This window comes from Paraburkholderia sp. NMBU_R16 (genome assembly GCF_013282575.1).
Taxonomy (GTDB): Bacteria; Pseudomonadota; Gammaproteobacteria; order Burkholderiales; family Burkholderiaceae; genus Trinickia.
The window spans coordinates 17,229-42,443 of the sequence record NZ_JAAAYE010000013.1; the positions used below are offsets into that span (position 1 = coordinate 17,229).

A 25,215-nucleotide genomic window follows, 5' to 3' on the forward strand; every position below is an offset into this window, starting at 1 on the left:
GGCAAGCCATGTGCCATAATCGAAGCGCTTTTCGCATGACCGCTTAATAAGGGGTATCTCCCACGAAAAGGCGCGTCCATCGCATGCAGCCGGTGTAGGGTGCCAGGAGGAGCCGGCGGCGTGACGCGGACACCGCGGCGCACGAAGCAAAGGCCACCATGAACCAGCTCAAAATCAAACGTGATCCCGAGGGCACCCGGCGCCGGATTCTGCTGGCGGCGGCTGAGGAATTCGCAAATGGTGGCTTGTTCGGCGCCCGTGTCGATCAGATCGCCCGTCGCGCGGAAACCAACGAGCGCATGCTCTATTACTACTTCGGCAGTAAGGAGCAGCTTTTCACGGCTGTTTTGGAGCACGCGTTCAGCGCACTGACGGAGGCCGAAAAGGCCCTCGATCTGTCCGGCATCGCCCCCGTGGAAGCCATGACGCGCCTTGCCCACTTCGTCTGGGACTACTACCGCGATCATCCGGAGTTGTTGCGTCTCGTCAACAACGAAAATCTCCACGAGGCGCGCTATCTGCAGAAATCGACGCAGATTCGCGACATGATCTCGCCGATCGTCGCAACGCTGTCGTCGATTCTCGAGCGGGGCCAGCGGGCTGGACTCTTTCGCGCGAACGTGGACCCGCTGCGCTTTTACGTGACGCTCTCGGGCCTCGGCTATTACATCGTCTCCAACCGTTTCACGCTGCAGGCCACGCTAGGCCGCGATTTCGATACGCCCGCGGAGCGCAGCGAAATCGTGCGCATGAATACCGAACTGCTGCTCGCATACCTGATGCGGCGTTGAAACGGCAAAGGCGCCGAATAATGGCAACGGGCGGCCTAGGCCGCCCGTTCGACGAAGCACCGGTAAAAGCGATGGCGTCGGCTCAAGCCTCTACAGGCTCGGCTTTGTGTCTGGACTCCTTGTTGTGCTCGAGGATGAAATCGCGCAGTTGCGGATAGATGATCGTGCGCCAGCGCCGGCCCGAGAAAATGCCGTAGTGGCCGCACTTTTCCGCCGTGAAATGGCGTTTGCGTGCTGCCGGAATCCCCTTGCACAGTTGATGCGCGGCGCGCGTCTGTCCGCAGCCCGAGATGTCGTCGAGCTCACCTTCGATCGTGAAGAGGGCCGTGCGCTTGATGTCCTGGGGGCGCACCAGCTCGCCATCGATTTCCCATGTGCCCTCGGCCAGGCGGAATTCCTGGAACACGATGCGGATGGTGTCGAGGTAATACTCGGCCGCCATATCGAGGACAGCGTTGTACTCATCGTAAAAGCTGCGATGCGCTTCCGCGTCTTCCTCGTCGCCGCGCAGCAGGCTTTGATAGAAATCCCAATGCGAGGCGGCATGGCGCTCGGGGTTCATCGCCACGAAGCCCGAATGCTGAAGGAAGCCGGGATAGACGTGACGCCCGACGCCGGGGTAGTTTTGCGGCACCGTGTGGATCACGTTGTTCTCGAACCACTCATACGAGTGCTGCATCGCCAGCGAGTTCACCGACGTGGGGCTGCTGCGCGCATCGATCGGTCCGCCCATCATCGTCATCGTGCGCGGTGTGTCCTCGCCGCGGCTCGCCATCAACGAGATGGCAGCCAGCACCGGCACGGTCGGCTGACAGACCGACAGCACGTGCAGATCCTTCGCGCCGATATAGCGGATGAACTCCTGAATGTAGGCGACGTAGTCGTCCAGATGGAACGGACCGTTCTCGATCGGGACCATTCGTGCATCGATCCAGTCCGTGATGTAGACCTTGTGGTCCTGCAACAACGTGCGGACCGTATCGCGCAGCAGCGTCGAATGATGGCCCGACAGCGGTGCGCATACGAGCACGACCGGTTCGTCCTTCAACTGTGCGACAGCCTCGCTATCGTCGGCGAACCGCTTGAAACGCAGCAGACGGCAAAACGGCTTCTCGACGATCGTCTGTTCGATGATCGGGATGTTGTGGCCGTCCTTGACGATCTGGCGAATGTTGAACTCCGGCTTTTCGTAATCTTTTCCGAGCCGATAGAGCAACTCGTAGGCGGCGGAAAACCGGGTGGCACCCGGCACATAGGCCATCGGGCTCGCCGGGTTCGCGAATGAGCGTGAGGCGGCCTGGGCCCAGGCCGTCAACGGATACAAGAGCGCGCGCTGAAATTCGTAGAGCTGGTAAAGCATGGTGAAAGGCTCCCGCGTGTGGTGACTGAGGTATTACGCGGCGTTTCGGCGTCGCGGCATGCCGTTGCTGAAAAAGTCTGCCTAATTCCGAAGCGGCTCGTCGATGATATAGGACAAACATGACTAGCTGCAACGCAGCAAATTCTCAACCAGGCCCGGGATTTTCCCGTATGCAGTATTGCACTAGGGGCCGACATGCGTTATGACCGAAGGCCGATTGAAAGATTTCACCGAATGCCGCATGAGCGGCACGGCGCTGGCGCGGCACGCGCGGCGGGCGCCTTGCCGGCGTTCATGCGGCATTGCTGCTTTCCTTCGATTGCGAGCCGTTTCGCGGATGGCCGGTGGCATGCGTCATTTCCTGCTCGTGCCGCATGAGATTCAAGCCCGTGTGCACGAGCGCAACATGCGAGAAAGCTTGCGGAAAATTGCCTGTGAAGCGCTTGACGCGAGGATCGTATTCCTCGGCGAGCAGGCCGACATCGTTCGCGAGGGCCACGAGGCGCTCATACATGGCATGCGCTTCGTCGCCCCGGCCCTGCAGCATCAAATTGTCGACGAACCAGAAACTGCAGGCCAGGAACGTGCCTTCGCCCGGCGGCAAACCGTCATCGACATCGGACGTGTGATAGCGCACGACGAGCCCGTCGCGCAGCAGCGTGCGCTCGATGGCATCGACCGTCGAGGCGACGCGCGGGTCGCCCGGCGGTAAGAATCCGATGAGCGGGATCAGCAGCAGGCTGGCGTCGAGGTCGTCGCCGCCGTAGACCTGCGTGAATGCATTGCGCTCCGGGTTGAAGCCGTGGCGGCAGACATCGGCATGGATGGTGTCCCGGAGTTCGCGCCAATGCGCCACGGGCCCGTCCAGCTCGAACTTTTCCGCCGATTTGATCGCGCGATCGAAGGCAACCCACGTCATGACCTTGGAGAAGGTGAAATGGCGCCGGCCGCTGCGCACCTCCCAGAGCCCTTCGTCCGGTTCTTGCCAGATCGTTTCCAGATGGTCGAGCATGACGCGCTGCAGGGCCCACACCGATTCGTTCGTGTGCAAGCCGCCGACGCGCGCCAGATGCAGCGCATTCATCACTTCGCCGTACACGTCGAGCTGCAGTTGGCCGACCGCCTTGTTGCCGATGCGCACTGGTTTCGCGCCGAGATAGCCCGGCAGCCAGTCGATCTCGGATTCCGGCAGCCGCCGTTCCCCGGCGAGCCCATACATGATCTGGACCTGCGCCGGCGAGCCGGCCAACGCGCGTTCGAGCCAGGATCGCCACGCGCGCGCTTCGTCGTAATAACCGCAGCGCATGAGCGCGAGCAACGTGATCGTTGCATCGCGCAACCAGCAGTAGCGGTAGTCCCAATTGCGCGTGCCGCCCAACAGCTCGGGCAGCGATGTCGTCGGCGCGGCGACGATTCCGCCCGTCGGCGCGTAGGCGAGCGCCTTGAGCGTGATCAATGAGCGCGTGATCGGCGCAGCGTAGCGGCCCGTTACCTGGCAGCGCGCCGTCCAGTCGTGCCAATGATTCTCCGTACGCGCGAGTGCCGAGAACGGATCGGTTGCCGGGGGCATGCGCTCATGCGATGACGAATACGCGAGCGTAAACGGTATGCGCTCGCCCTCGGACACCGTGAAATCGGCGACCGTGTGCATGTTCTCGCCATGCAATTCGACATCGGTGCGCAAGACGGCCATGTCCGGTCCCACGACGGCGCGTATGCCGTTGCCATGCGTGAGTCGCGTCACCCAGGGTACCGAGAACCCGTAATCGAATCGCAGTGTGAGCGACAGGCGCATCGGCACGCGGCCGCGCCGGCCGATGACGATGCGCACGAGCTCGGACCAGCCGTTGCCGGGCGGCATGAAATCGACCACGGTGACGGCGCCTTCGGCCGTTTCGTAGTCGGTTTCAAGGACCAACGTGCCGTCACGGTAGCGTCGGCGGCTTGCCTGCACCTCGCCTGCCGGGGCGAGTTGCCAGGAGCCGTGTTCGGGCGCGCCGAGCAGCGCGGCGAAGCAGGCGGCGCTGTCGAAGCGCGGCCAGCAGAGCCAGTCGACCGAACCGTCGCGGGAAATGAGCGCGGCCGTGTGGCCGTCGCCGACGAGCGCATAGTCTTCGATGAGTGCGGGCATGTCGTGTCGTAAGCGATAGGCGCCGATGCGGCCATGGGTCATTGCCATCGTTCCCGGCTGCTGGCTACAATCGAACTCCGGGGATCAAGGCTGAAAGTGCGCTGTCGAACGAAGATGCAAGCGGGAATAACACCGCGTGCGCGGCGCGCTTTGGCCAGTCATGCTTCTGTGACGCTCATTCACTACAAGGATTGACGCCATGCAGAACCCGTCCAAAACCGATTGCATCGCTATTCTGTCCGCCGCTCGCGAACTTCGCGACGGCAGCTTGATTTCCCTCGATCCACAGGCGCTCGGCTTGTCGCGCAACGGCATGGATACCGCCATGGCGTTTCTGCTCGAGCGCGCCTGCTTCACGTCGCACCAGCAAGCCGATGGTCATTATGCGGTCGGCGCGCTTTCGCTGCAGGGAAAGCTGCGGCTCGAGCAACTTGCCAACGGATGAAGTCGACCGAACCGGCGGCCCGCCGACGCCCGGGCCGCGTCAGAACCGCAAGTGCTGCGATGCCGGGCCGAACAACCCCAGTAATCCGATGATGATGAGGTAAAGCGCAACGATGTAGTTCAGGAGTCGCGGCACGATCAGAATCAGGATGCCGGCGATCAGCGCGGCAAGCGGTCCCAGACTGACTGAAATATTCATGGCGAAGCCTCGCACAGATTGATCGGATGGGCGCTTTGCGCTCGCGGCGATGGTGAGCCTCTCGACGAAGGAGCTTCGATGCCGAGTCAGCTTTCCTCGGTCCGACCGCCAGGGCGGCCGGCCTTGCCCTGCGTTTTGTCGTGCCTTTCGTTCGGCCTGGCGCAGGTGCGGGCCGGCACTCGAGGGTCAGACAGCGATTCGCGTGCCCGTACCCTCAGAGCCGTGTCGGGCCGAAAAGGTTTCGCGCTCACTTCGGCCCTGGCGGCCGCGGCGGTGCTCGCGGTGGTGTCCTCGGCGGCGCGTGCCGGCGGTGACGCGCAAGGGGCCACCAGCTATGACCTGCTCGTCGGCACCTACACGAATACCGGTAAGAGCAACGGCATCCACGTCTATCGGTTCGATCCGCAAAGCGGCTCCGTGTCGCCGCTGTCGTCCGTACAAACGGTCAATCCATCGTATCTGGTCGTCGGTCGCGGCAACCGGACTGTCTATGCGGTGAACGAACTGCCCGGAGACAGCGGCCCGGCCACTGAGCACGGCGGCGTCAGTGCGTTCTCGTTCGATGCGGCGAGCGGGCAGTTGAAGCTGCTCGACCAGGTTTCGTCGCAAGGCAACGATCCTTGTTATCTGAGCCTCTCGCCCGACGGCAGGTATCTGTTCGTGGCGAATTACTCGGTCGCCTCCGATCCGGGCGGCAGCTTCGGCGTGCTTCCGGTAAAGGGTGACGGCAGCCTCGGCAACGCGGTGCTGAGCGTCCATCACGACGGTCGCGGCCCGGTGAAGGGGAGGCAGGACAGCGCGCATGTCCATTCGACGGTCATGTCGCCCGACGGGCGCTACCTCTTCGCGCAAGACCTCGGCACCGACAAACTCTACGTCTACCGATACACGCCGGATGGCAGCCGCGGCCTGCTGAGCCCCACCGAGCCGCGATACGTGCAAATGGGAGCCGGTTCGGGCCCGCGGCACCTCGTCTTCGACGCGCTCGGTAAATATGCCTATCTGACGAGCGAGCTCGCCGCAACCGTGACGGTGCTGCGATACCGCGATGGCACACTGGAAACGCTGCAGACGCTGCCGCTCGCCGCGCCCGGTTTCAAGGGCAAGCAAGGCGCGGCTGCAGTTCACCTGTCACCCGATGGACGCTTTCTCTACGCGTCGAATCGCGGGGACGCGAATGAAATCGTGATTTTTGCAGTGAATTCGGGCGATGGGAGGCTGACGCCCGTCGGCCGCCAGTCGACGCTCGGACGGACGCCGCGGGAGTTCGCGATCGACCCGAGCGGTCATTGGCTCATCGTCGGTAACCAGGAAAGCGATACCGCGTATGTTTTTCGGCGCGACCCGCAGACCGGGAAGCTCGAGCCGAACCCGGCGCGGCTCGATATCGGGGCACCCGTGGATTTCAAGTTCACCCCTGCGTCATGATGGCGTGACGAATCGCTCGAGCGGCGCGCATACAAAGAGAGCCTGCGCATCAGAGCACACGCGCAGGCTCGAAGCTACCGCCTCACGGGGGGCGGGGCGGCAGGGGATGAAACGGCGCCGGATCGCTGTGCGCCAGCCATTCCGGCCTGCGTTGGGTATGCAATGCCCATGCCGGCTCATACATGCGGACGCCGCAAGCGCGCCGCATCGCGGGTCGCAGCGGCGCTCACTTCCGATGCGCCTGCCGCGAGGTGGCACGACCCGCTAGTTCTTGCAACCCGCGCGCAGCTTTTACCGCAAGGCGTCCATCATTGCTCCGGTCCCGGCGGGGCCAGGACTTCGCGGCTGCCGTTGACGCTCATCGAAGAGACGAGGCCCGCGGCCTCCATCTGTTCGACCAGCCGCGCAGCCCGGTTGTAGCCGATGCGCAGCTGCCGCTGCACTGAAGAAATCGAGGCGCGGCGCGTACGCACGACGAAGGCCACCGCCTCGTCGTAAAGCGGATCGGCCTCGGCGTCGGGCGCATCGCCGAAAAGGTCTTGAGGCGCGCCTTCGGTCGCCGGACCGTCGAGTATCCCGTCTTCGTACTGCGGCTCGCCGAATTGCTTCAGATGCTCGACGACGCGGTGGACTTCCTCGTCGGCGACGAATGCCCCATGGACGCGCTGCGGGTAGCCCGTACCGGGCGGCAGAAACAGCATATCGCCTTGCCCGAGCAGCGATTCGGCGCCCATCTGGTCGAGAATCGTACGGGAATCGATTTTCGACGAAACCTGGAAGGCCACGCGGGTAGGAATATTGGCCTTGATGAGCCCGGTAATGACGTCGACGGACGGACGCTGCGTGGCGAGAATCAGATGGATGCCCGCTGCACGGGCCTTTTGCGCGAGACGCGCGATCAGCTCTTCGATCTTCTTGCCGGCCACCATCATGAGGTCGGCCAGCTCGTCGATGACGACGACGATGAGCGGCAGCGTCGAAAGCGGCTCGGGGGCGTCCGGTGTCAGCGAGAACGGGTTCGTCAACTTTTTCCCGGCTGCGTCCGCGTCGCGCACCTTCTGGTTGAACCCCGCGAGATTGCGCACGCCGACGGCCGACATCAGCCGATAGCGCTTTTCCATTTCGCCGACGCACCAGTTGAGCGCGTTGGCGGCGAGCTTCATGTCCGTGACCACGGGCGCGAGCAGGTGCGGGATGCCTTCGTAGACCGACAGCTCGAGCATCTTCGGGTCGATCATGATGAGCCGCACTTCTTCGGGTGTCGCCTGGTAGAGCAGCGAAAGAATCATCGCGTTGATCGCCACCGATTTTCCGGAACCGGTCGTGCCCGCAACGAGCATGTGCGGCGCTTTCGCCAGATCGGTGACCACGGGGTGGCCCGTGATGTCCTTGCCCATCGCGATCGTCAGCTTCGAACCCGAGCCGCGATAGGCGTCGGCCTCGAGAATCTCCGAGAGGCGGATCGTCTGGCGCTTCGCGTTCGGCAGTTCGAGCCCCATGCAAGTCTTGCCGGGGATGGTTTCGACGACCCGCACCGATGTGAGGCCGAGCCCGCGCGACAGGTCCTTCATGAGGCCGACGATCTGACTGCCGCGCACGCCGAGCGCCGGCTCGACCTCGAAGCGCGTGATGACGGGGCCCGCTGTGGCACCGACGACGGTCACAGGCACCTTGAACTCCTGCAGCCGTTGCTCGATCAATTGGCCGGTCTGGGCGAGGCGCTCGTCGGAGACGGGCTCGGCCTGAGCCGTGGCGCGCGCGAGCAGCTCGAGCGGGGGTAACTCGGTCGGCGTTGCAGCAGGCGCGTGGAACGCGAATTCGGCTGCGCCGTGGCCACGCAGAGATGCGCGCGAGCCGGAAGCCGCCGGCGCGCTGGCTTCTGCGATCACGGGCGTGCGCTCGGGTAAGCGTCCGGCTGGTGGCGTCTCGGTAGCGCGCGTTTCGGCAGACGCTCTTTCGGCGGAAGCTGTTTCAGCGAACGATAGCTCTGCCCAAGGGGCGTCTGGCGAAGTTAGGTCCTCGGAGGACGCATCGGATGGAGCGGCTTCGGCAGACGATGTCTCGGCGAACGGCATTTCCGCTGCAGGTGCCTCGGCGCGCGATGCTGGCACGGATGGTGTTTCCGGGGGGAGCGCATCGTCATCTAGTGCTTCGACGTGCGGTGCGCTGGCTGGCGGGACGTCACGGAAGGGCGGGTCGTCGGCCGTTGTTCCGACATGGCGCTCGGCGCTATCGAACGGCGGCGCGGGAACCGGTTCGCGCGCCGTTTCGCATTCGGTCGGCGGTTCGGGCGTCATCGGCTGCGGCGCGTTGACGGGCGCCTCTGGCGATGCGGCCTGCGACGCGCTCGGCGCCTCCGGCGCCCGCTCGGAAGCGTCATCGCGAGCGGCCGACGCTCCGCGCCGCGCAAGACTGACGCCGGCAAGCGCCGTCCATTGCGCGGCGTTTGCTTCGATTGCGCGCAGCGTTTCGAGCGCACCGGGCGATGGCGCGGGCGTCGCGGCATGCTCGGGTGCGACGTTGGCGATATCGAAGTCGATGGGCGCACGCGCAGGACGTGGACCTGCATTTGCCAAAGCGGCTGCCGGTCCGCGGGCCGGCAGCGTCTGAGCCGATTTACCGGCACGCGAGAAGCCCGTCGATGCGCTCGCAGGGGCGCCCGTCAGCGTTTGCGGTCGAATTGCAGGTCGTCTCGGTACTGCGTCGGTGGCCGACGCTTTGCGCCCGGCCGATAGGGTTTTTGCCGCCGCGGGCGATGCCGCGGCGGCGCTCGGGCGAATCGTCGACGTGGCGGGAGGCTGCCATGCGGTCGGTCGCGCGTATCGCCCAGTCGGTTTCGGCGCCATCGGATTCACCGTCGCGAGGCGCGCGGAGTTGCTCGTCGCGCGTGAACGGGGCGCTTCGTCGCGCGCGACGCTTGGCATGCGCGAGGGCTGAGCGCGTTGCCCCGCGCGGCCGAGGCGAAGGCCCAGGCCTAGGCCGAACGCTCGATCGGCCGCGGCGAGCGTCTCGAGCCAGCGAAAACCAAGCAGCCAGGGCAGTGCGACGACCAGCAGCGCGAGCATCAGCAGCGGCGCGCCGATGCGCCCGGCGAGGCGGCCCGCGCCGCTCATCACCCAGTGCCCGAGGGCATCGCCGACAGGCGAGAAGAGCGCGGCTTCGAGCGCGCAACTCGCGGCGAGCACGCACACGAAGCCGAGCCATAGGCGAATCGTCCCGGGGCCGCGCAAGCCATCGCCGCCGGGTAGCGCCGCCTTGATCAGGCGCCACAAAAAGGGAAGAAACCAGAAGGCAGAGACGCCGAACCAGCCCAGAACGACCGTATGCATGCGAGAGCGAGAACGAGACGAGGAAGCGCCAAACCCGGCGAGTTTAACCGTTAGCAGGCCGCAACGCTTCGGTTGCCGGCCCGATGCTCAGCGGCCGGCTGCGTGGAACGTGAGTGTCGCCCCGTCGGCGGTGACGATTTGCAATTGAGGCGGGGACTGCCATTGCACGCCGGTTTTGCCGACGTGCGTCAATGCATCGAGATAGTCGCGTTCGAGCGCGTCGCGCGAGCTGCCGCATGCCATGCGCGTCGTCACGAATGTACCGAACGAGATCTGACCGTCCTTGAGTGTATAAACGCCATTGAACCGGTTGCAGCCGGCGAAGCCTTTCGCGCGGCGCTGACCGGTGGCCGTCGACAGGACGAGGGTGGGGCGCACGTCGAGGCCGAGTGCGGCCAAGTCGCGCTCGCGGCCGTCGGCCGTTTTCCAGGCGGCGAGCGTCCAACTCGTGTCGTCGAGCAACTGAACCGCGGCGCGATTGAAGGGATCGCTCGGCGGCGCGGCCGAATCGGGGTGCGTCGGCATTGCGCAGCCCGCAAGCGCGGCAGCCATGAGCGCGAGCGCCACCCGGAAAGCGTATCTTGCCGCCCGCTGCGGCGCGATGAACGAACTCGGCATGACTGGCGTTTTTCCTTCGGTGTGCTGGCGAAGGCGTAAGGGTAACGCACTCCGGCGAGCGTCACGCGGAAAAGCGCGCATGCTAGCATCGCGTTTTTCCGTATTACCGCTCACCCGCTTCACGAACGAGGTTTCGCCATGCAGATCGGTCAACGAATCGGCACGCCGCTCACGCCCGGCGCCACGCGCGTCATGCTGCTGGGCGCCGGCGAGCTGGGCAAGGAAGTCATCATCGCCTTGCAGCGGCTCGGTGCCGAAACCATCGCCGTGGACCGCTATCCGAACGCGCCGGGCCATCAAGTCGCGCACCGCGCGCATGTCATCGACATGACGGATCCCGCTGCCATCGCCGAGCTCGTGCGCGCCGAGCGGCCGCATCTGATCGTGCCCGAGATCGAGGCCATCGCCACCGATGCGCTCGCCGAAATCGAAGCAGCCGGTCTTGCCGAGGTGATCCCGACCGCGCGTGCGACGCAGCTCACGATGAACCGCGAGGGCATTCGCCGGCTGGCCGCCGAGACGCTCGGGCTGCCGACGTCGCCCTATGCGTTCGCTGAATCGTTCGACGCCTTCAAGGCAGCGGTGGCCCGTATCGGCTATCCGTGCGTGGTCAAGCCCGTGATGTCGTCTTCGGGCAAGGGGCAGTCGGTGCTCGAGAGCGAGGCCGACGTCGAGCCCGCGTGGCAATACGCGACGGCGGGCGCGCGCGTGAACGTGGGGCGCGTCATCGTCGAAGGCTTCGTCACATTCGACTACGAGATCACGCTGCTCACGGTGCGCGCCGTCGATCCGCGAACGGGCACCGTCGAAACATCGTTTTGCCAGCCGATCGGGCACCTGCAGGTGGCGGGAGACTATGTCGAATCGTGGCAACCGCAGCCGATGTCGGCAGCCGCGCTCGCCCGCTCGCGCGAGATCGCGCAGAAGATCACCGGCGCGCTCGGCGGCCGCGGCGTTTTCGGCGTCGAACTGTTCGTGCGCGGCGACGACGTCTGGTTCTCCGAAGTCAGTCCGCGTCCGCATGACACCGGGCTCGTCACGCTGCGCTCGCAGCGCCTGTCGGAGTTCGAGTTGCACGCGCGCGCGATTCTCGGCCTGCCTGTCGATACCGCGCTCGTGGCGCCCGGCGCATCGGCGGTGATCTACGGCGGACTCGACGAAGCCGGCATTGCATTCGAGGGTGTGCGCGAAGCGTTGGCCATTCCCGATTCCGACTTGCGTCTTTTCGGCAAACCCGAAAGCTTCAAAAAGCGCCGCATGGGTGTGGCGGTCGCAACGGGTGCCGACATCCGCGAGGCGCGCGAGCGTGCGCAGGCAGTGGCTTCGGCCGTGCGGCCCGTGTCGACGCGGTAGGGCGCTATCCGGGCCGCTGAATCGCCGCAATATGCGATTGCGGTTCGCGTCACCGCGCGGTGCTACAATACCGGCCTTTCCGGCGGCACATGTCTGCAGCCGGGTACGGCCACGCCCATTGGCGCGGCCCCTAGCCGGCGTCGATGCCGCCGAGCCGCCCCCGTGGCCCATGGCCGCCTGCCGCGCGCGACCGACGCGCGGCGCCTGAGCGGCGCACTTTTAGCGAACGCCACTATGTCAGATCCCGCTGCCCAGTCCACCGTCGCGACCTTTGATCAATTCGGCCTTGCCGCCGACATCCTCAAAGCGATCGTCGAGCAGGGCTACACCACACCCACGCCGATTCAGGCGCAGGCGATTCCGGTCGTCCTCGCCGGCCGCGACGTGATGGGCGCCGCCCAGACCGGCACCGGCAAGACGGCGAGTTTTTCGCTGCCGATCATCCAGCGGCTGCTGCCGCAGGCGAGCACGAGTGCCTCGCCCGCGCGGCATCCGGTCCGCGCGTTGATCCTCACGCCGACGCGCGAACTCGCCGATCAGGTTGCCGCCAATGTGCATGCTTACGCCAAGCACACGCCGATCAGAAGCGCGGTGGTGTTCGGCGGTGTCGATATGAACCCGCAGTCCGCCGAGTTGCGGCGCGGTGTCGAAATTCTGATCGCGACGCCCGGACGGTTGCTCGATCACGTGCAACAAAAGACGGTCAATCTTGGCCAGGTGCAGATGCTCGTGCTCGACGAAGCGGATCGCATGCTCGACATGGGATTTCTGCCCGATCTGCAGCGCATCCTGAATTTGTTGCCGAAGGAGCGCCAGACGCTGCTCTTTTCAGCCACGTTTTCGCCCGAGATCAAGAAGCTCGCGGCGACCTATCTGCGCAACCCGCAAACGATCGAAGTCGCTCGCAGCAACTCGACGGCGACCAATGTCACGCAAATCGTCTACGAAGTGGCCGAAGGCGACAAGCAAGGCGCCGTCGTGCAGTTGATTCGCGAGCGCGGACTCAAGCAGGTCATCGTGTTTTGCAACAGCAAGATCGGCGCTGGGCGGCTCGCCCGGCAGCTCGAGCGCGATGGTGTCGTGGCTTCCGCGATTCATGGCGACAAGTCGCAAAACGAGCGGATGCAGGCGCTCGACGCATTCAAGCGCGGCGAGATCGAAGCGCTGGTCGCCACCGATGTGGCCGCGCGTGGCCTCGATATCGTGGAGCTGCCCGCCGTCATCAATTTCGATCTGCCGTTCAACGCCGAGGACTATGTCCACCGCATCGGTCGTACGGGGCGAGCTGGCGCATCGGGCGATGCGCTATCGCTATGCAGTCCTAACGAACGCAAGCAGCTCGCGGATATCGAGAAGCTCATCAAACGTCCGCTCGTCGTTCAAGCGCTCGCGGTCGATACGCCTCCCCGTCATCCGCGCGAGGAGCGCGCGCGGCGCGAGCGCGACGATCGTCCCGGCCGTCGCCGCGCCGCACCGGCCCACGATCGGCCGGTGCACCGGCATTCGCACGCGCCGGTCGACGATTTCTTTTTCAAACCCTACGAGCCTTCCCCGTCGGCACTCCAGCACGACGAAGCGCGCGCCGCCGAACCGGCAACACCGTCGAAGACGGCACCCAAGCAGCCGCTCGCCGCGCTGCTGGGCGGCTTCGGCATGCCCCGCCGTAACTCTTCCTCTTCCTGACGTCGACGTCGCGGCTGTCATCGCCGCGGCACTCCGAAACGCCCAGCCCATAGCGTGGTGGCTTCCTCCTGAAACGCCGCGAGTGTCGTCGCGTTCCAGTTGCCGCTCGCGGGTACGAGACCGAGATGACGCGCCGCATCTTGCAGCGCGGACAGCGGCCGGCCGGCATCGAGCGGGGCGGCGCCCGTTTGCTTGCTGAGCTTTTCGCCATTCGCGTCCGTGACGAGCGGTACGTGCAGGTAGGTGGGCTCGGGCAGGCCAAGACACCGTTGCAGATAGATCTGGCGCGCGGTCGAGTCCAGAAGGTCGGCACCGCGCACCACATGCGTGATCCCCTGATCGGCATCGTCGACGACGACGGCGAGTTGGTAGGCCCATTGCCCATCGGCGCGCTTCACGACGAAGTCGCCGACTTCCGTGGCGAGATCCTGCTGCTGGACGCCTTGCCAGCGGTCCTCGAACGAAACGATCGCCGCAGGCCCATCGGGCACGCGCACGCGCCACGCGCGCGCCGGCTTGCCGGCGAGCCCGCCTCGGCAGGTGCCAGGGTAGGCCAGCGTCGCATGGCGCGCGTTGCGGTTTGCCAGCGAATCGGCGATTTCCTTGCGCGTGCAACCGCACGGGTAGACGAGTCCTGTCGCGCTGAGCTGCGCGAATGCGCGGGCGTAAAGGGCGGTGCGCGTGCTTTGCCACACTGGCGGCTCGTCGGGCCGCATGCCGAAGCGTTCGAGCGTCGCGAGGATCTCCCGATCGGCGCCCGGCACCGTGCGCGGACCATCGATATCTTCGATCCGAACGAGCCAGGCGCCGCCGTGTGCGCGGGCATCGAGCCAGCTCGCGAGTGCGCCCACGAGCGAGCCGAAGTGCAGGGGACCGGTCGGCGAAGGGGCGAACCGGCCGCGATAGGGGGCTCGCGACGCAGCGCGGCCGGCGGTGGCCGCGGCGGTTTGCCCGGCCTGAGCGGTCATGATCGAACGGCTCAGGCAGCCCGCGCCGACTCGCGCCGCGGATGGCAGGCCGGGCAGTACTTGCCGGCTTCGTAAAGCGGCGAACGCTGCGCTTCTTGCGTCACCACGGCACGGCAGCCGAAGCACTGGGTCGTCGGCGTCGGCTCGAGCCGCGGATCGAGCGCGGTCCGATAGTCGAAGACGAAACATTCACCGTGGTAATGGGCGCCGCCGACTTCCTCGAAGTATTTCAGAATGCCGCCCTCGAGCTGGTACACATGCCCGAGGCCGATCTCCTTCATGTGAATGGCCGCCTTCTCGCAGCGAATCCCGCCCGTGCAGAACGAGACGACGGTCTTGTCGGCCAATGCGTCGCGATGCGCGGCCACCGCTTCCGGGAACTCGCTGAACTTCGCGATGCGGTAGTCGATCGCGTTGTCGAACGTGCCGACGTCGACTTCGAACGCGTTGCGCGTATCGAGCATGACGACGGGCCGGCCCGTATCGTCGTGTCCGCTATCGAGCCAGCGCTTGAGCGTGGGCGCGTCGACCGCGGGGGCGCGGCCGAGCTCGGGCTGGATTGCCGGCTTCTTCATCGTGATGATTTCGCGCTTGAGCTTGACGAGCATGCGCCGGAACGGCTGCGCGGGCGACAGACTCTCCTTGAACGTCAGCGACGAGAATTTGCCCTCGAACAGGGCGTCGTGACGGAGGTAATCGATGAAGGCATCGGCGGCTTCGCGTGTGCCCGCGACGAACAGATTGATGCCTTCGGGCGCGAGCAGGATGGTGCCGCGCAGACCGAGTGCTGCGCAGCGTTCCGCGACGAGCGGGCGCCAGGCCTGGATGGCGTTGAGTGTGACGAACCGATAGGCGGCGAGATTGACGATGCTCATGATGGCAATGCGAACTGGGGCGAGCGCGAGGGCGCGCGCATAGGAGCGGGCGCGAGGGCGCGTAAACACGGAAAACGCGTATTATCCCGCAAACGGGCGCCGGCTCGCGCGCGGGACGTGAGCGAGCGCCCTGCACGAAGCTCGAATGCGGTCGATTCGACGCCGACCGGGGCGAACCGGACGGGCAAAGCCGGGGCTGCTCGGATGTACAATACCGCCCATGCCAGATCCACGTTTCGTCCATCTCCGCGTTCATTCCGAATTCTCGATCGCCGACGGCATCGTGCGCCTCGACGACATCGTCAAAGCCGCCGCCGAGGACGGGCAGGGTGCGCTTGCGCTGACCGACCTCGCCAACGCTTTCGGGCTCGTTCGTTTCTACAAGGAAGCGCGCGGCAGGGGCGTCAAGCCGATCGCCGGCTGCGACGTGTGGGTCACCAATGCCGCCGATCGCGACAAGCCGTCGCGCCTGCTGCTGCTCGTCAAGGATCGCCGCGGGTATCTGAATCTTTGCGAGCTGCTGACGCGGGCGTGGCTCACGAATCAATACCGGGGGCGTGCCGAAGTCGATCCCGCGTGGTTCGACACGCCGCTGGCCGTTGGGCTCATTGCGCTCTCGGGGGCGCAGCAGGGCGACATAGGCCTCGCACTGGCAGCGGGCAACAAGGAAGCCGCGCGACGCCACGCCATGCACTGGGCCGAGCGCTTTCCGAACGCGTTTTACATCGAACTGCAGCGCTGCGGCCAGCCGGGCGGCGAGACGTACGTGCACGAAGCGGTCGAGCTCGCATCGGCGCTGCAATTGCCCGTCGTCGCGACGCATCCCGTGCAGTTCATGACAGCGGACGATTTCACCGCGCACGAGGCGCGCGTCTGTATTTCGGAAGGCGATATGCTGGCGAATCCGCGCCGGCAAAAGCGTTTTACGACGGCTCAGCATTTTCTGACTCAGGACGAGATGGCGCGGCTTTATGCCGACATCCCGTCCGCCATCGCGAACACGGTTGAAATCGCGAAGCGCTGCAACCTCACGCTCGAACTCGGCAAGCCCAAGCTGCCGCTCTTCCCGACACCCGATGGCATGTCGCTCGACGAGTACCTCGTGCAGCTCTCTAAAGAAGGGCTCGAGAGCCGGCTCGTCGAACTCTATCCCGACGAAGCGAAACGCAACGAAGCGCGCGAAAGCTATTTCGAGCGGCTCGAGTTCGAGTGCGGCACGATCGTCAAGATGGGCTTCCCGGGCTACTTCCTGATCGTCGCGGACTTCATCAACTGGGCGAAGAACAACGGCGTGCCGGTGGGTCCCGGGCGCGGCTCCGGCGCGGGCTCGCTCGTCGCCTATGCGCTGGGCATCACGGATCTCGATCCGCTGCGCTACAACCTGCTGTTCGAGCGCTTCCTGAACCCTGAACGCGTGTCGATGCCGGACTTCGACATCGACTTTTGCCAGGAAGGACGCGATCGCGTCATTCAGTACGTGAAGGGCAAGTACGGCGCGGACGCCGTGTCGCAGATCGCGACGTTCGGCACGATGGCGGCGAAGGCCGCCGTGCGCGACATCGGCCGCGTGCTCGATCTCGGCTACACGTTCACGGACGGCGTGGCGAAGCTGATCCCGTTCAAGCCGGGCAAGCATGTCACGATCGCCGACGCGATGAAGGAAGAGCCGCTCCTGCAAGAGCGCTACGACAACGAGGACGAGGTCCGCCAACTGCTCGATCTCGCGCAGCGCGTCGAGGGCCTGACACGCAACGTGGGCATGCACGCGGGCGGCGTCCTGATCGCGCCCGGCAAGCTGACCGACTTCTGTCCGCTCTACACGCAGGGCGACGACGGCGGCGTCGTGAGCCAGTACGACAAGGACGATGTCGAAGCGGTCGGCCTCGTGAAGTTCGACTTTCTCGGGCTGACGACGCTGACGATCCTGGATTGGGCCGAGCGCTACATCCGCCGGCTGGATCCCACCAAAGCGGACTGGTCGCTCGCGCAAGTACCGCTCGACGATCAAGCATCGTTCTCGATCCTCAAAAAAGCGAACACAGTCGCCGTGTTCCAGTTGGAAAGCCGCGGCATGCAAGGCATGCTGAAGGACGCGCAGCCCGATCGCTTCGAGGACATCATCGCGCTCGTGGCGCTGTACCGTCCGGGCCCGATGGATCTGATTCCGAGCTTTTGCGCGCGCAAGCACGGTCGCGAGACGGTGGACTATCCGGATCCGCGCGTCGAACCTGTTCTGAAAGAGACCTACGGCATCATGGTCTATCAGGAGCAGGTGATGCAGATGGCCCAGATCATCGGCGGCTATTCGCTCGGCGGCGCAGATTTGCTGCGCCGGGCGATGGGCAAGAAAAAGGCCGAGGAGATGGCGAAGCATCGCGAGCTCTTTCGCGAGGGCGCCGCGAAAAACGGGCTCAGCGCAGCGAAGGCCGACGAGATCTTCGACTTGATGGAGAAGTTCGCCGGCTACGGATTCAACAAGTCGCACGCCGCTGCGTACGCGCTGCTCGCGTACTACACCGCGTGGCTGAAGGCGCATCATCCGGCCGAATTCATGGCAGCCAACATGAGCTTGGCCATGGACGATACCGACAAGGTGAAGATCCTCTACGAGGATTGCAAGGCGAACGGCATGAGCGTGCTGCCGCCCGACATCAATTGCTCGGCCTACCGTTTCGAGCCGGTCGCCGAGCCCGATGGCAAGCGCGCCCGCACGATTCGCTACGGTCTGGGCGCCGTGAAGGGCAGCGGCCAGAATGCGATCGAGGAAATCTTGCGCGCGCGCGAGGCGGGGCCGTTCGTCGATTTGTTCGATTTCTGTGCCCGCATCGACCGACGCGTCGTCAATCGGCGCACCGTGGAAGCGCTGATCCGTGCCGGCGCGTTCGACACGCTGCACGCCAATCGGGCTCAGCTGATCGCGTCGGTGCCGCTCGCGATGGAGGCGGCCGATCAGGCGAGCGCCAACGCGATGCAGGCGGGGCTGTTCGAAATGGACGATGGCCCTTCGCAAGGGCATGAGCTCGTCGACGAGCCGGCCTGGCCCGAAAAGCGCAAGCTGCAGGAAGAGAAGACAGCGCTCGGTTTTTACCTATCGGGCCATCTTTTCGATGCCTACAAGGACGAGGTGCGCCGGTTCGTGCGTCAAAAGCTCGGCGAACTCAAGGAAGGGCGCGACAAGCTCGTGGCGGGGATCATCGTTTCGCTGCGCACGCAGATGACTCAGCGCGGCAAGATGTTGATCGCGCTCATCGACGATGGCTCGGGGCAGTGCGAAGTGACGGTCTTCAACGAGCAATACGAGGCGAACAAGGCCGTGTTCAAGGAGGATGAGTTGCTCGTCGTGCAAGGGCAGGCGCGCAACGATGCGTTCACGGGCGGCATTCGTTTCACCGTGGATTCGGTCATGGATCTCGAGCGTGCCCGCAGCCGGTACGCGCAGGCGGTGAAGGTCAGCATGAACGGCAATGCGGATGCGGTGACCTTGCGGCGCGTGCTCGAGGCGCATTGCGCGCCGCCGGCCGAGGCGCAGGCGAATGCGCCCGCAGCGGCGCCGTCAGCGGCCGGGCGGTTCGGGCCGCGCGGCGGTGGAGACGGCGCGCGTACACGTACGACGGCGACGCCGAACGGACTTGCCGTGCAGATCGCTTACTGCAACGAGCACGCGCAAGGCGAAGTGAGGCTCGGCGACGCGTGGCGTGTGCGTCCCAGCGACGACCTGCTGAGCGCACTACGCAGCGAATTCGCATCGAGCACTGTCGAAATCGTCTATTGATATGCCCCCTCCGACATCCGGCGAAGCGGGGCGATCGATCCATATCGGCATTTCCGCCAATGCGCTCAAACATGGAGGCGGTTTCGAGCGCTATGCCATGGATTTGGCTCGAGGCTTCGCAGCACGTGGCATCGAGCCCGATTTTTTCGCGCGTCGATTCGATACGGGGTTGCCCGAGTTCGCGCTTGTCGAGCCCCACAGGATCGGCGTTTCGTGGCTGCCGGGAAAACTGCGCGACCACTGGTTTTCCTGGAGGCTGCGTAGTGCCAAGCGTGCGGCAGGCGTGGACGTGCTGATTGGCTGCAATCGCGTGGACTCGTCCGAAATCGCCGTTTGCGGCGGCACGCACCGCGGCTTTTTGCGCGCGATGGGCCGCGCGCCGACGCGCGCGGATCATTGGCAGATCTCGCTCGAAGCACGGCAATACGCCAACGCCGAAATCGTCGTCGCTCACTCCGAGCTGATGCGAGACGAGTTGCGTTCGCTTTATGGCTTGCCCGACGACAAGATCCGCCTCGTCTACCCGCCCGTCGACGCCACCCGGTTTCACGCCGTCGACATGGACGCGCGTCGTAACCTACGTCGGCGCTTCGGCTTTGCCGACGATGAGGTCGTTCTGCTGTTCGCTTCGAGCTCTCACGCGCGCAAAGGCTTGCCGATCATCGAGGCGGTCGTGCGGCACACGCCGCTGCCGGTCGTGGTTGCGGTGGCCGGGCGGCCGCCCGCGCGCACGAGCGACCGGATACGCTACATTGGCTACCTCAAGGACCTGGAAGACGGTTACCGGGCTGCGGATTTCACCATTCTTGCTTCGAAGTACGAGCCGTTCGGCCTCGTCGCCATCGAATCGGCGATGTGCGGCACGCCCGCGATTCTGGCAGGGAACATCGGTTGCTGCGATGCCATTGCACCGGAGCAGCGGTTCGTCTTCGCACCGGACGATGCCGCGGACTTGCATGCCGTGCTCGAGCGCGCGACCCGTCTCGCTCGCACGGGCGCGCAGCGTGCCTGGACGACGGGTGGCCGAGCCGCCCTGGCCTACGACCCCGATGTGGCGGCCCATATCAATGCGCTGCTCGGACTGGCATGGCAGATCGACGCACGGCGCCGCCAACCGGCGACGCGCGCGGCGGATGCCCACCGGCCATCGACTTAGCGGCTTGCTTATTGGAGCCTGCGCGCGCCGTTTCGCCGATCCAGTATACTTTTGCGGTTGCGCGCATGGCGGCAGGATGCGCGAGCAGAGCAGAGCATGCGCTCATCTAGCGGGCCGGATCCGCACCGTCAATCCCAAACCACCGGAAAGCGCCATGGATCGCGTTCTCATCGTGAAGGTCACATCGCTCGGCGATATCGTGCACGCGCAGCCGCTCGTGGACGATTTGCGCCGCAACTTTCCCGGGCTGAGCATCGACTGGGCCGCCGACGCCGCGTTCGCAGAGGTTTTGCGATGGAATCCGGGGATCGATCGTGTGCTTTGCGCGCCTTTGCGTCGTTTCAAGTCGCAGCGCGGTTTGACTGACTTCAAGCGCATCGCCGCATCGATTGCGGAATTACGGCGCGTCCGGTATGACGCGGTCATCGACGTGCACGGCGTCTACAAGAGCGCCATCATTGCGTTTCTCGCCCGCGCCCGCGCACGATACGGCTACCGGTCGGCGGACCTGGGCGAAAAAGGTGCGGCGTTCGCTTATTCGAGGCGATTCGCTCGGCCTGCCGAGCGCAACGCGTGGGAAGGCTTGCGCGAGAGCGTCGGGCAGGCTTTCGGCTATTCGATCGACACGCCGCCTCGGTTCGGCCTGAAGATACCGGCTCCCGCTGCGATTCCCGCTGCCGTCCGGCATGGGGCGTTCGCGATGTTTTTTCACGCGACCTCGTGCGATGACAAGAAGTGGCCGCTTCAGCACTGGCAGCGGCTCGGGATTCAGTTGCGGGCCCAGGGTCTTCGGGCTCTGCTCCCTTGGGGCTCGCAGGCCGAATATGCCGAAGCCCTCGCCATTGCGGAGGGCATCCCCGATGCGCTCGTGCTGCCGCGACTGTCGGTGCTCGAAATCGCGCAGCACATCGAACTCGCGTCGCTCATCGTCGGCACCGATACCGGCTTCGTGCACCTTGCCGCCGCGCTCCGTCAGCCTACGGTCATGATCTTTACGGCGACTTCGCGCCGCCATTTCGGTGTCAGCCTGCCCGGTACCGCGGTGTCGGTCGGAGACGAGGGCGACGTGCCATCCGTCGGCGCAGTTGCCGACGCCGTCGCTTCCGTATGGCGGCCGGCCGAAACCGGACAAACGCCACGCATCGCCGCCTCGAGCATCGAGGTCTGATCGCGTGCCTCGTTACGCCGTCTGGCCGAGGCCGGAGGGCGGTGGTTGTGCACCGTGCGGTTGGACGGGATCCGGCCTATCGGCGTACGGTATACTGGCAAGCTTCCGAACGGGGCCGACGGCGGCCATGCCGGGTCCTGAGCATCGAGCGTATCCCATAAAGGAGTGACGCCGCGACAGTACGGACCGCTGGTTGCGGTGCGACGGTGTGTCTCGCCTCGAGGACTACACAACGAATGGCGGGGCGGGATTAGTTAGCCAATGAGTCGACTGTTAGGACGTATTCAGATCTTTGCGCGTGCATTGCCGCGGCTCGCGCTCAAGCCTTTTCGCCGCAAGTGCCTGCGGCCTCGCCGAATCTTGATTGCGCATCATCTCTTGCTCGGCGATACGCTTTTGCTCACGCCGTTGCTCGCGAAGCTGCGCGGTCTTTATCCGGACGCGCAAATCGCGCTCGCTTGTCCGAAGGCGATCGTGCCGCTCTACGCGGGCCGCCCGTTCGGCCTCGATGCCCTGCCGTTCGATCCGCGCGACCCGCGTACCGTCAGTAACGTGTTGCGCTCGGGCCCCTACGATCTCGGCATCGTCACCGGGGACAATCGTCATAGTTGGCTTGCGTACGCTGCGCGCTGCCGCTGGATCGTCGCGCATGCCGGCGACAGACCGGCATGGAAGAACTGGCCCGTCGACGAACTGATCGCCTATCCGGAGCAACCGGCGGCGTGGGCCGATCTCGCGGCCGATCTCGTGCCGGGCGAGGCTCCGCCCCTTTACCGCCCCGAATTCTGGCCTGCGCCCGCGCCCGTGATATTCGACGATTCATTGCGGCCGCATACGCCCTATGTCGTGCTGCACCCCGGGGCGAGTACGGCGGTCAAGCGGTGGCCGATCGAGCGCTGGCGCGAACTCGCGTCGCGTGTCGAAGCGCTCGGCTATCGTGTCGTCTGGAGCGGAGGGGCGAGCGAAGCCGAACTCGTCCGGCAAATCGATCCCGATTCGTCGCGGTTGAATTTCGCAGGGCGTCTCGGCCTGGCCGATCTGTGGCATTTGTTTGCCGGGGCCAGGGCGCTAGTCTGCCCGGACACGGGAACGGCGCATCTCGCCCGCCTGATCGGCACGCCGGCCATCACGCTTTTCGGTCCTGGCAACGCGCAGATTCATGGGGCCGGACGTTATTGGAGCGCCGCGCCCTTCGTGCCGGTGACGATTGCGGACATGCCGTGCCGCAATCAGCCGGGTATCTTTCGCCGCGAACTCGCCTGGGTGCGGCGCTGCGATCGCGATACGACGACTTGCCTCGATTGGCGCGGCGACCACGCGGGCTGCATGGGACGGCTCAGCGTCGACGCGGTGAACGAGGCATTGAAAGCCGCACTGGAGGCGGCATGACGAACATCCGCGCGGCGCTTGTCCGCTCGCTGTGGCTTTCTTGTCCGCTCATTGCGTTCGCGGCGATGTTCGGCCATATGACGGGAATCATCAATACGGGTCTCGCGCTGACCGGCCTGGGCGTGGCCGTCGCTGCCGGGTCGGAGCCTCGATCGTTGGCTCGATGGCCGCTCGCCTTGCCGATCGGCTTGTGGGCGGCATGGAGCCTCGCGGCTGTCGCATGGTCTGCCTATCCTGCGTTGAGCCGGCACGCATGGTTCGACGAGGTTTTGTATCCGCTCGTCACGTTTTGGGGCTTTTGGTTGTTCGCGCAACGCGTTGGCCGGCCCGTCTGGGCAGCGTGGGCGTGCTGGGCCGCCTGCCTGCTGCTCGCGGCGATCAGCGCTATCTATCTCGGGCATTTACAGCCTCCCACGCCCGAGACTTTCCCGCTGCATTTCTACGCGCGCGTCGGCCATACGAGCACGCTAGCGATTTTTGCGATTCCGTTGTTCGCGGGGCTCATGATGGGCGAGCGCACCCGGCCCTTCGGGCTGGTGGGCGTGGCATTGTGTGTGTTTATCGGTTTTGCCACGTTGAATCGGTTTTTTTGGCCGGCTGTTGCAGCGACGCTTTTCGTCGCGGCTTTTCCGATTTATCGGCGACGTCTCCAATACGCGCTGGCCGTTTTGATAGCCTTGTCCGCAATTGGCGGGATGCTGGCGATCTACGGTGGCGCGTTACGCTTTGGCGAGCAGGCAGCGGCAGCAGCATCGAGTCAGGCCGGAGCGGCCGCGCAGCCGCACGAGGTGCCGCCGTCGCTCGTGGCGTTCGACGATGCGGTCCGCTCCGATACGCGGCCCAAACTCTGGGCCTTTTACGGCCGCGAGGCGCTTCGTCATGCCTGGCTCGGTGTAGGATTCGGCAAACCGTTGCCGGGCTTGGCGCTGCGTTCAGACATGCCGCCGGAGCTGCTCGCTCTCGAGCCCCAGGCTCCCACGCATGCCCACAATCTGTTCCTGAATACCTGGCTGCAGAGCGGGGTGGTCGGGGTGGTGTTGCAAAGTGTGCTGCTCGTGGCGTTGATGCTGCGCTACTGGCGGCTGCGGCGAGCCGATCCGTGTATCGCCGCGGCTGGTATCGCGCTCGTCGTTGGCATGGTCACGAAGAATTTCACCGACGACTTCATGTGGAAGACGACGATGCTTGCTTTTTGGGCGTTCGCTGGTCTGCTGTTGGGCGCAGGCGAACGCGGACGCCATGAATCGAACTAGCGCCGGCGCATTGGGAGGGAGCGACGCACGGGGCGATGCCGCCCGCCCCGTGCGTCCGGTACGCATTCTCTTCCATATCAACGATTTCGGGCGGGGAGGCACCGAGACGGCGCTTCTCGCATGGATCAATGCATTGGACAGGCGATGCTTCGTCCCGGCGGTGTCGGTGGCGTACCCGACTGACGATCTCGATTTCTGGCGCGGGCATTCGTTGCCCCCGGACGTAAAGGTGCATGTCCTCGCGCGGTCGCGCTGGAGCCATGTATTGCATCAGGCGCAGCGGTATCGCAAGCTTGGTAAATTCGAGAAGCTCGTGCATAAGCTGAGTACGCATGCCGCGATCCGCCCCCTGGTCGCGAGGCGTTTCCTGCAGCTCGCGAGCCGGCATGACATCGTTTGCGATTTCGACCTTTCGTTGCGGCACATTGCCGGACGGGCGGGCGTACCGTGGATCGGCGTCAGTCATTACAGCTTTGCCGCCCGACTCGGAAACAAGTCGGTAGGCCACCGGACCCGGCGTATCCGGCAATTCGAGCGTTATGCCGCCGTGGCGGTGCTCACGCCGGATATGTTGAGGGAAGCGCGCGGCCTTTTCCGCGGCACCGGGGCGCGTGCAGAGGAACTGCCGAACGTAATTCAGATCGACTCGATCCGTCGGCGCGCCGAGGAACCCGTGCCCAAGCCCGACTCGCCGTTTATCGTATCCGTTGCGCGCCTCGACGAAGGGCAAAAGGATCATCGGACGCTGTTGCGTGCATACGCGAAAGCGCGTGAGCGATTGCCGGGGATCGGCCAACTGCTGCTGATCGGCGAAGGCCCTGACCGTGCCTCGCTCGAGGCATTGGCTAGGGAACTCGGTGTTCACGATGCGGTTCGCTTTCTCGGTTTTTGCAGTAACCCATTCCCTTACATTCGCGCTGCGGAGATGCTGGTGCTGAGCAGCCGGTACGAAGGCTTCGGTATGGTTCTCGGCGAGGCCATGGCGCTCGGCACCCCGGTCATCTCGGCCGATTGCCCGACGGGGCCGCGCGATTTGCTCGAAGGCGGCGAAGCCGGGCTGCTGGTGAAGCCGGGCGACGCGGACGGCATGTGCGAGGCGATGATTCGCTTGAGTGTCGATGGGCAGTTGCGCGATACCGTGAGACGACGCGCGCAAGACAAGGTCCGGACATTTTCGCCGTCGAGTGCGAACGCGCGCATGCTCGCGCTCGCGCAGCGATTCTGTCCGGGTATCTTCGAGGCATCGGGCCGCAGTTCGGCCGCAATCGCCGGTTGAACCGGCGTAATTCATTCTTCGC

General features: G+C 65.1%; 18 protein-coding genes. 11 read left to right on the plus strand and 7 right to left on the minus strand.

Annotated elements, in window-relative coordinates:
• The first annotated feature begins 158 nt into the window (after positions 1-158).
• Positions 159-791, plus strand: a complete 633-nt coding sequence (locus GWC77_RS08725) for a TetR/AcrR family transcriptional regulator (RefSeq protein WP_173256513.1) — start codon at positions 159-161, stop codon at positions 789-791.
• A gap of 82 nt (positions 792-873) precedes the next feature.
• Here the strand turns inward: GWC77_RS08725 and GWC77_RS08730 are convergent, their stop codons facing one another.
• Entirely contained in the window at positions 874-2,151 is a 1,278-nt protein-coding gene (locus GWC77_RS08730; protein ID WP_173256514.1) for a polyhydroxyalkanoate depolymerase, read from the minus strand.
• Positions 2,152-2,443: 292 nt separating this feature from the next.
• Positions 2,444-4,282: a glycoside hydrolase family 15 protein gene (locus GWC77_RS08735; protein WP_173256607.1), complete on the minus strand. Its 1,839-nt coding sequence runs from the start codon at positions 4,280-4,282 to the stop codon at positions 2,444-2,446.
• Positions 4,283-4,481: 199 nt separating this feature from the next.
• On the opposite strand from GWC77_RS08735, the gene GWC77_RS08740 reads away from it, so the two are divergent.
• Positions 4,482-4,727 carry a hypothetical protein gene (locus tag GWC77_RS08740; RefSeq protein ID WP_173256515.1) on the plus strand — a complete coding sequence of 82 codons (246 nt, stop codon included), beginning with the start codon at positions 4,482-4,484 and terminating at the stop codon, positions 4,725-4,727.
• A 39-nt stretch (positions 4,728-4,766) separates the two neighbouring features.
• On the opposite strand, the gene GWC77_RS08745 is transcribed toward GWC77_RS08740, so the two are convergent.
• A complete protein-coding gene (locus GWC77_RS08745) occupies positions 4,767-4,925 on the minus strand; it encodes a DUF3096 domain-containing protein (RefSeq protein ID WP_173256516.1) in 159 nt (52 codons plus the stop codon).
• A gap of 273 nt (positions 4,926-5,198) precedes the next feature.
• On the opposite strand from GWC77_RS08745, the gene GWC77_RS08750 reads away from it, so the two are divergent.
• Entirely contained in the window at positions 5,199-6,353 is a 1,155-nt protein-coding gene (locus GWC77_RS08750) for a lactonase family protein (RefSeq protein WP_367949027.1), read from the plus strand.
• 308 nt (positions 6,354-6,661) lie between these two features.
• On the opposite strand, the gene GWC77_RS08755 is transcribed toward GWC77_RS08750, so the two are convergent.
• Both GWC77_RS08755 and GWC77_RS08760 read right to left on the minus strand, forming a co-directional pair.
• Positions 6,662-9,682 (minus strand): DNA translocase FtsK, encoded by a 3,021-nt coding sequence (locus GWC77_RS08755; protein ID WP_254366885.1) that lies wholly within the window; start codon positions 9,680-9,682, stop codon positions 6,662-6,664.
• A gap of 87 nt (positions 9,683-9,769) precedes the next feature.
• On the minus strand, positions 9,770-10,300 hold the full coding sequence (locus tag GWC77_RS08760; protein ID WP_173256518.1) for an META domain-containing protein: 531 nt from the start codon (positions 10,298-10,300) through the stop codon (positions 9,770-9,772).
• Positions 10,301-10,438: 138 nt separating this feature from the next.
• On the opposite strand from GWC77_RS08760, the gene purT reads away from it, so the two are divergent.
• Together purT and GWC77_RS08770 are read left to right on the plus strand one after the other, a co-directional pair.
• Complete coding sequence (gene purT / locus GWC77_RS08765) at positions 10,439-11,653, plus strand: formate-dependent phosphoribosylglycinamide formyltransferase (protein WP_173256519.1); 1,215 nt, start codon at positions 10,439-10,441, stop codon at positions 11,651-11,653.
• A gap of 234 nt (positions 11,654-11,887) precedes the next feature.
• Positions 11,888-13,336, plus strand: a complete 1,449-nt coding sequence (locus tag GWC77_RS08770; protein ID WP_173256520.1) for a DEAD/DEAH box helicase — start codon at positions 11,888-11,890, stop codon at positions 13,334-13,336.
• Positions 13,337-13,353: 17 nt separating this feature from the next.
• Here GWC77_RS08770 and gluQRS read toward each other — a convergent pair whose 3' ends face one another.
• Together gluQRS and GWC77_RS08780 are read right to left on the minus strand one after the other, a co-directional pair.
• Entirely contained in the window at positions 13,354-14,304 is a 951-nt protein-coding gene (gluQRS, locus tag GWC77_RS08775) for a tRNA glutamyl-Q(34) synthetase GluQRS (RefSeq protein WP_173256521.1), read from the minus strand.
• A gap of 11 nt (positions 14,305-14,315) precedes the next feature.
• The gene (locus GWC77_RS08780) at positions 14,316-15,179 is read right to left on the minus strand and encodes a sulfurtransferase (protein WP_173256522.1); all 864 of its coding nucleotides are present in this window, start codon (positions 15,177-15,179) and stop codon (positions 14,316-14,318) included.
• Between the two features lie 211 nt (positions 15,180-15,390).
• Here GWC77_RS08780 and dnaE point away from each other — a divergent pair, with 211 nt between their 5' ends.
• From dnaE to GWC77_RS08810, 6 genes are all read left to right on the plus strand, one after another.
• Positions 15,391-18,951, plus strand: a complete 3,561-nt coding sequence (dnaE, locus tag GWC77_RS08785) for a DNA polymerase III subunit alpha (RefSeq protein ID WP_173256609.1) — start codon at positions 15,391-15,393, stop codon at positions 18,949-18,951.
• 37 nt (positions 18,952-18,988) lie between these two features.
• Complete coding sequence (locus GWC77_RS08790) at positions 18,989-20,107, plus strand: glycosyltransferase family 4 protein (RefSeq protein WP_173256610.1); 1,119 nt, start codon at positions 18,989-18,991, stop codon at positions 20,105-20,107.
• Positions 20,108-20,261: 154 nt separating this feature from the next.
• The gene (gene waaC / locus GWC77_RS08795) at positions 20,262-21,275 is read left to right on the plus strand and encodes a lipopolysaccharide heptosyltransferase I (RefSeq protein ID WP_173256523.1); all 1,014 of its coding nucleotides are present in this window, start codon (positions 20,262-20,264) and stop codon (positions 21,273-21,275) included.
• Between the two features lie 261 nt (positions 21,276-21,536).
• The gene (locus GWC77_RS08800; protein WP_173256524.1) at positions 21,537-22,664 is read left to right on the plus strand and encodes a glycosyltransferase family 9 protein; all 1,128 of its coding nucleotides are present in this window, start codon (positions 21,537-21,539) and stop codon (positions 22,662-22,664) included.
• The gene (locus GWC77_RS08805; RefSeq protein ID WP_173256525.1) at positions 22,661-23,917 is read left to right on the plus strand and encodes an O-antigen ligase; all 1,257 of its coding nucleotides are present in this window, start codon (positions 22,661-22,663) and stop codon (positions 23,915-23,917) included. Before GWC77_RS08800 ends, GWC77_RS08805 begins: the two co-directional genes overlap by 4 nt.
• Complete coding sequence (locus tag GWC77_RS08810; RefSeq protein ID WP_173256526.1) at positions 23,904-25,193, plus strand: glycosyltransferase; 1,290 nt, start codon at positions 23,904-23,906, stop codon at positions 25,191-25,193. Before GWC77_RS08805 ends, GWC77_RS08810 begins: the two co-directional genes overlap by 14 nt.
• The last annotated feature ends 22 nt before the right edge of the window (positions 25,194-25,215 follow it).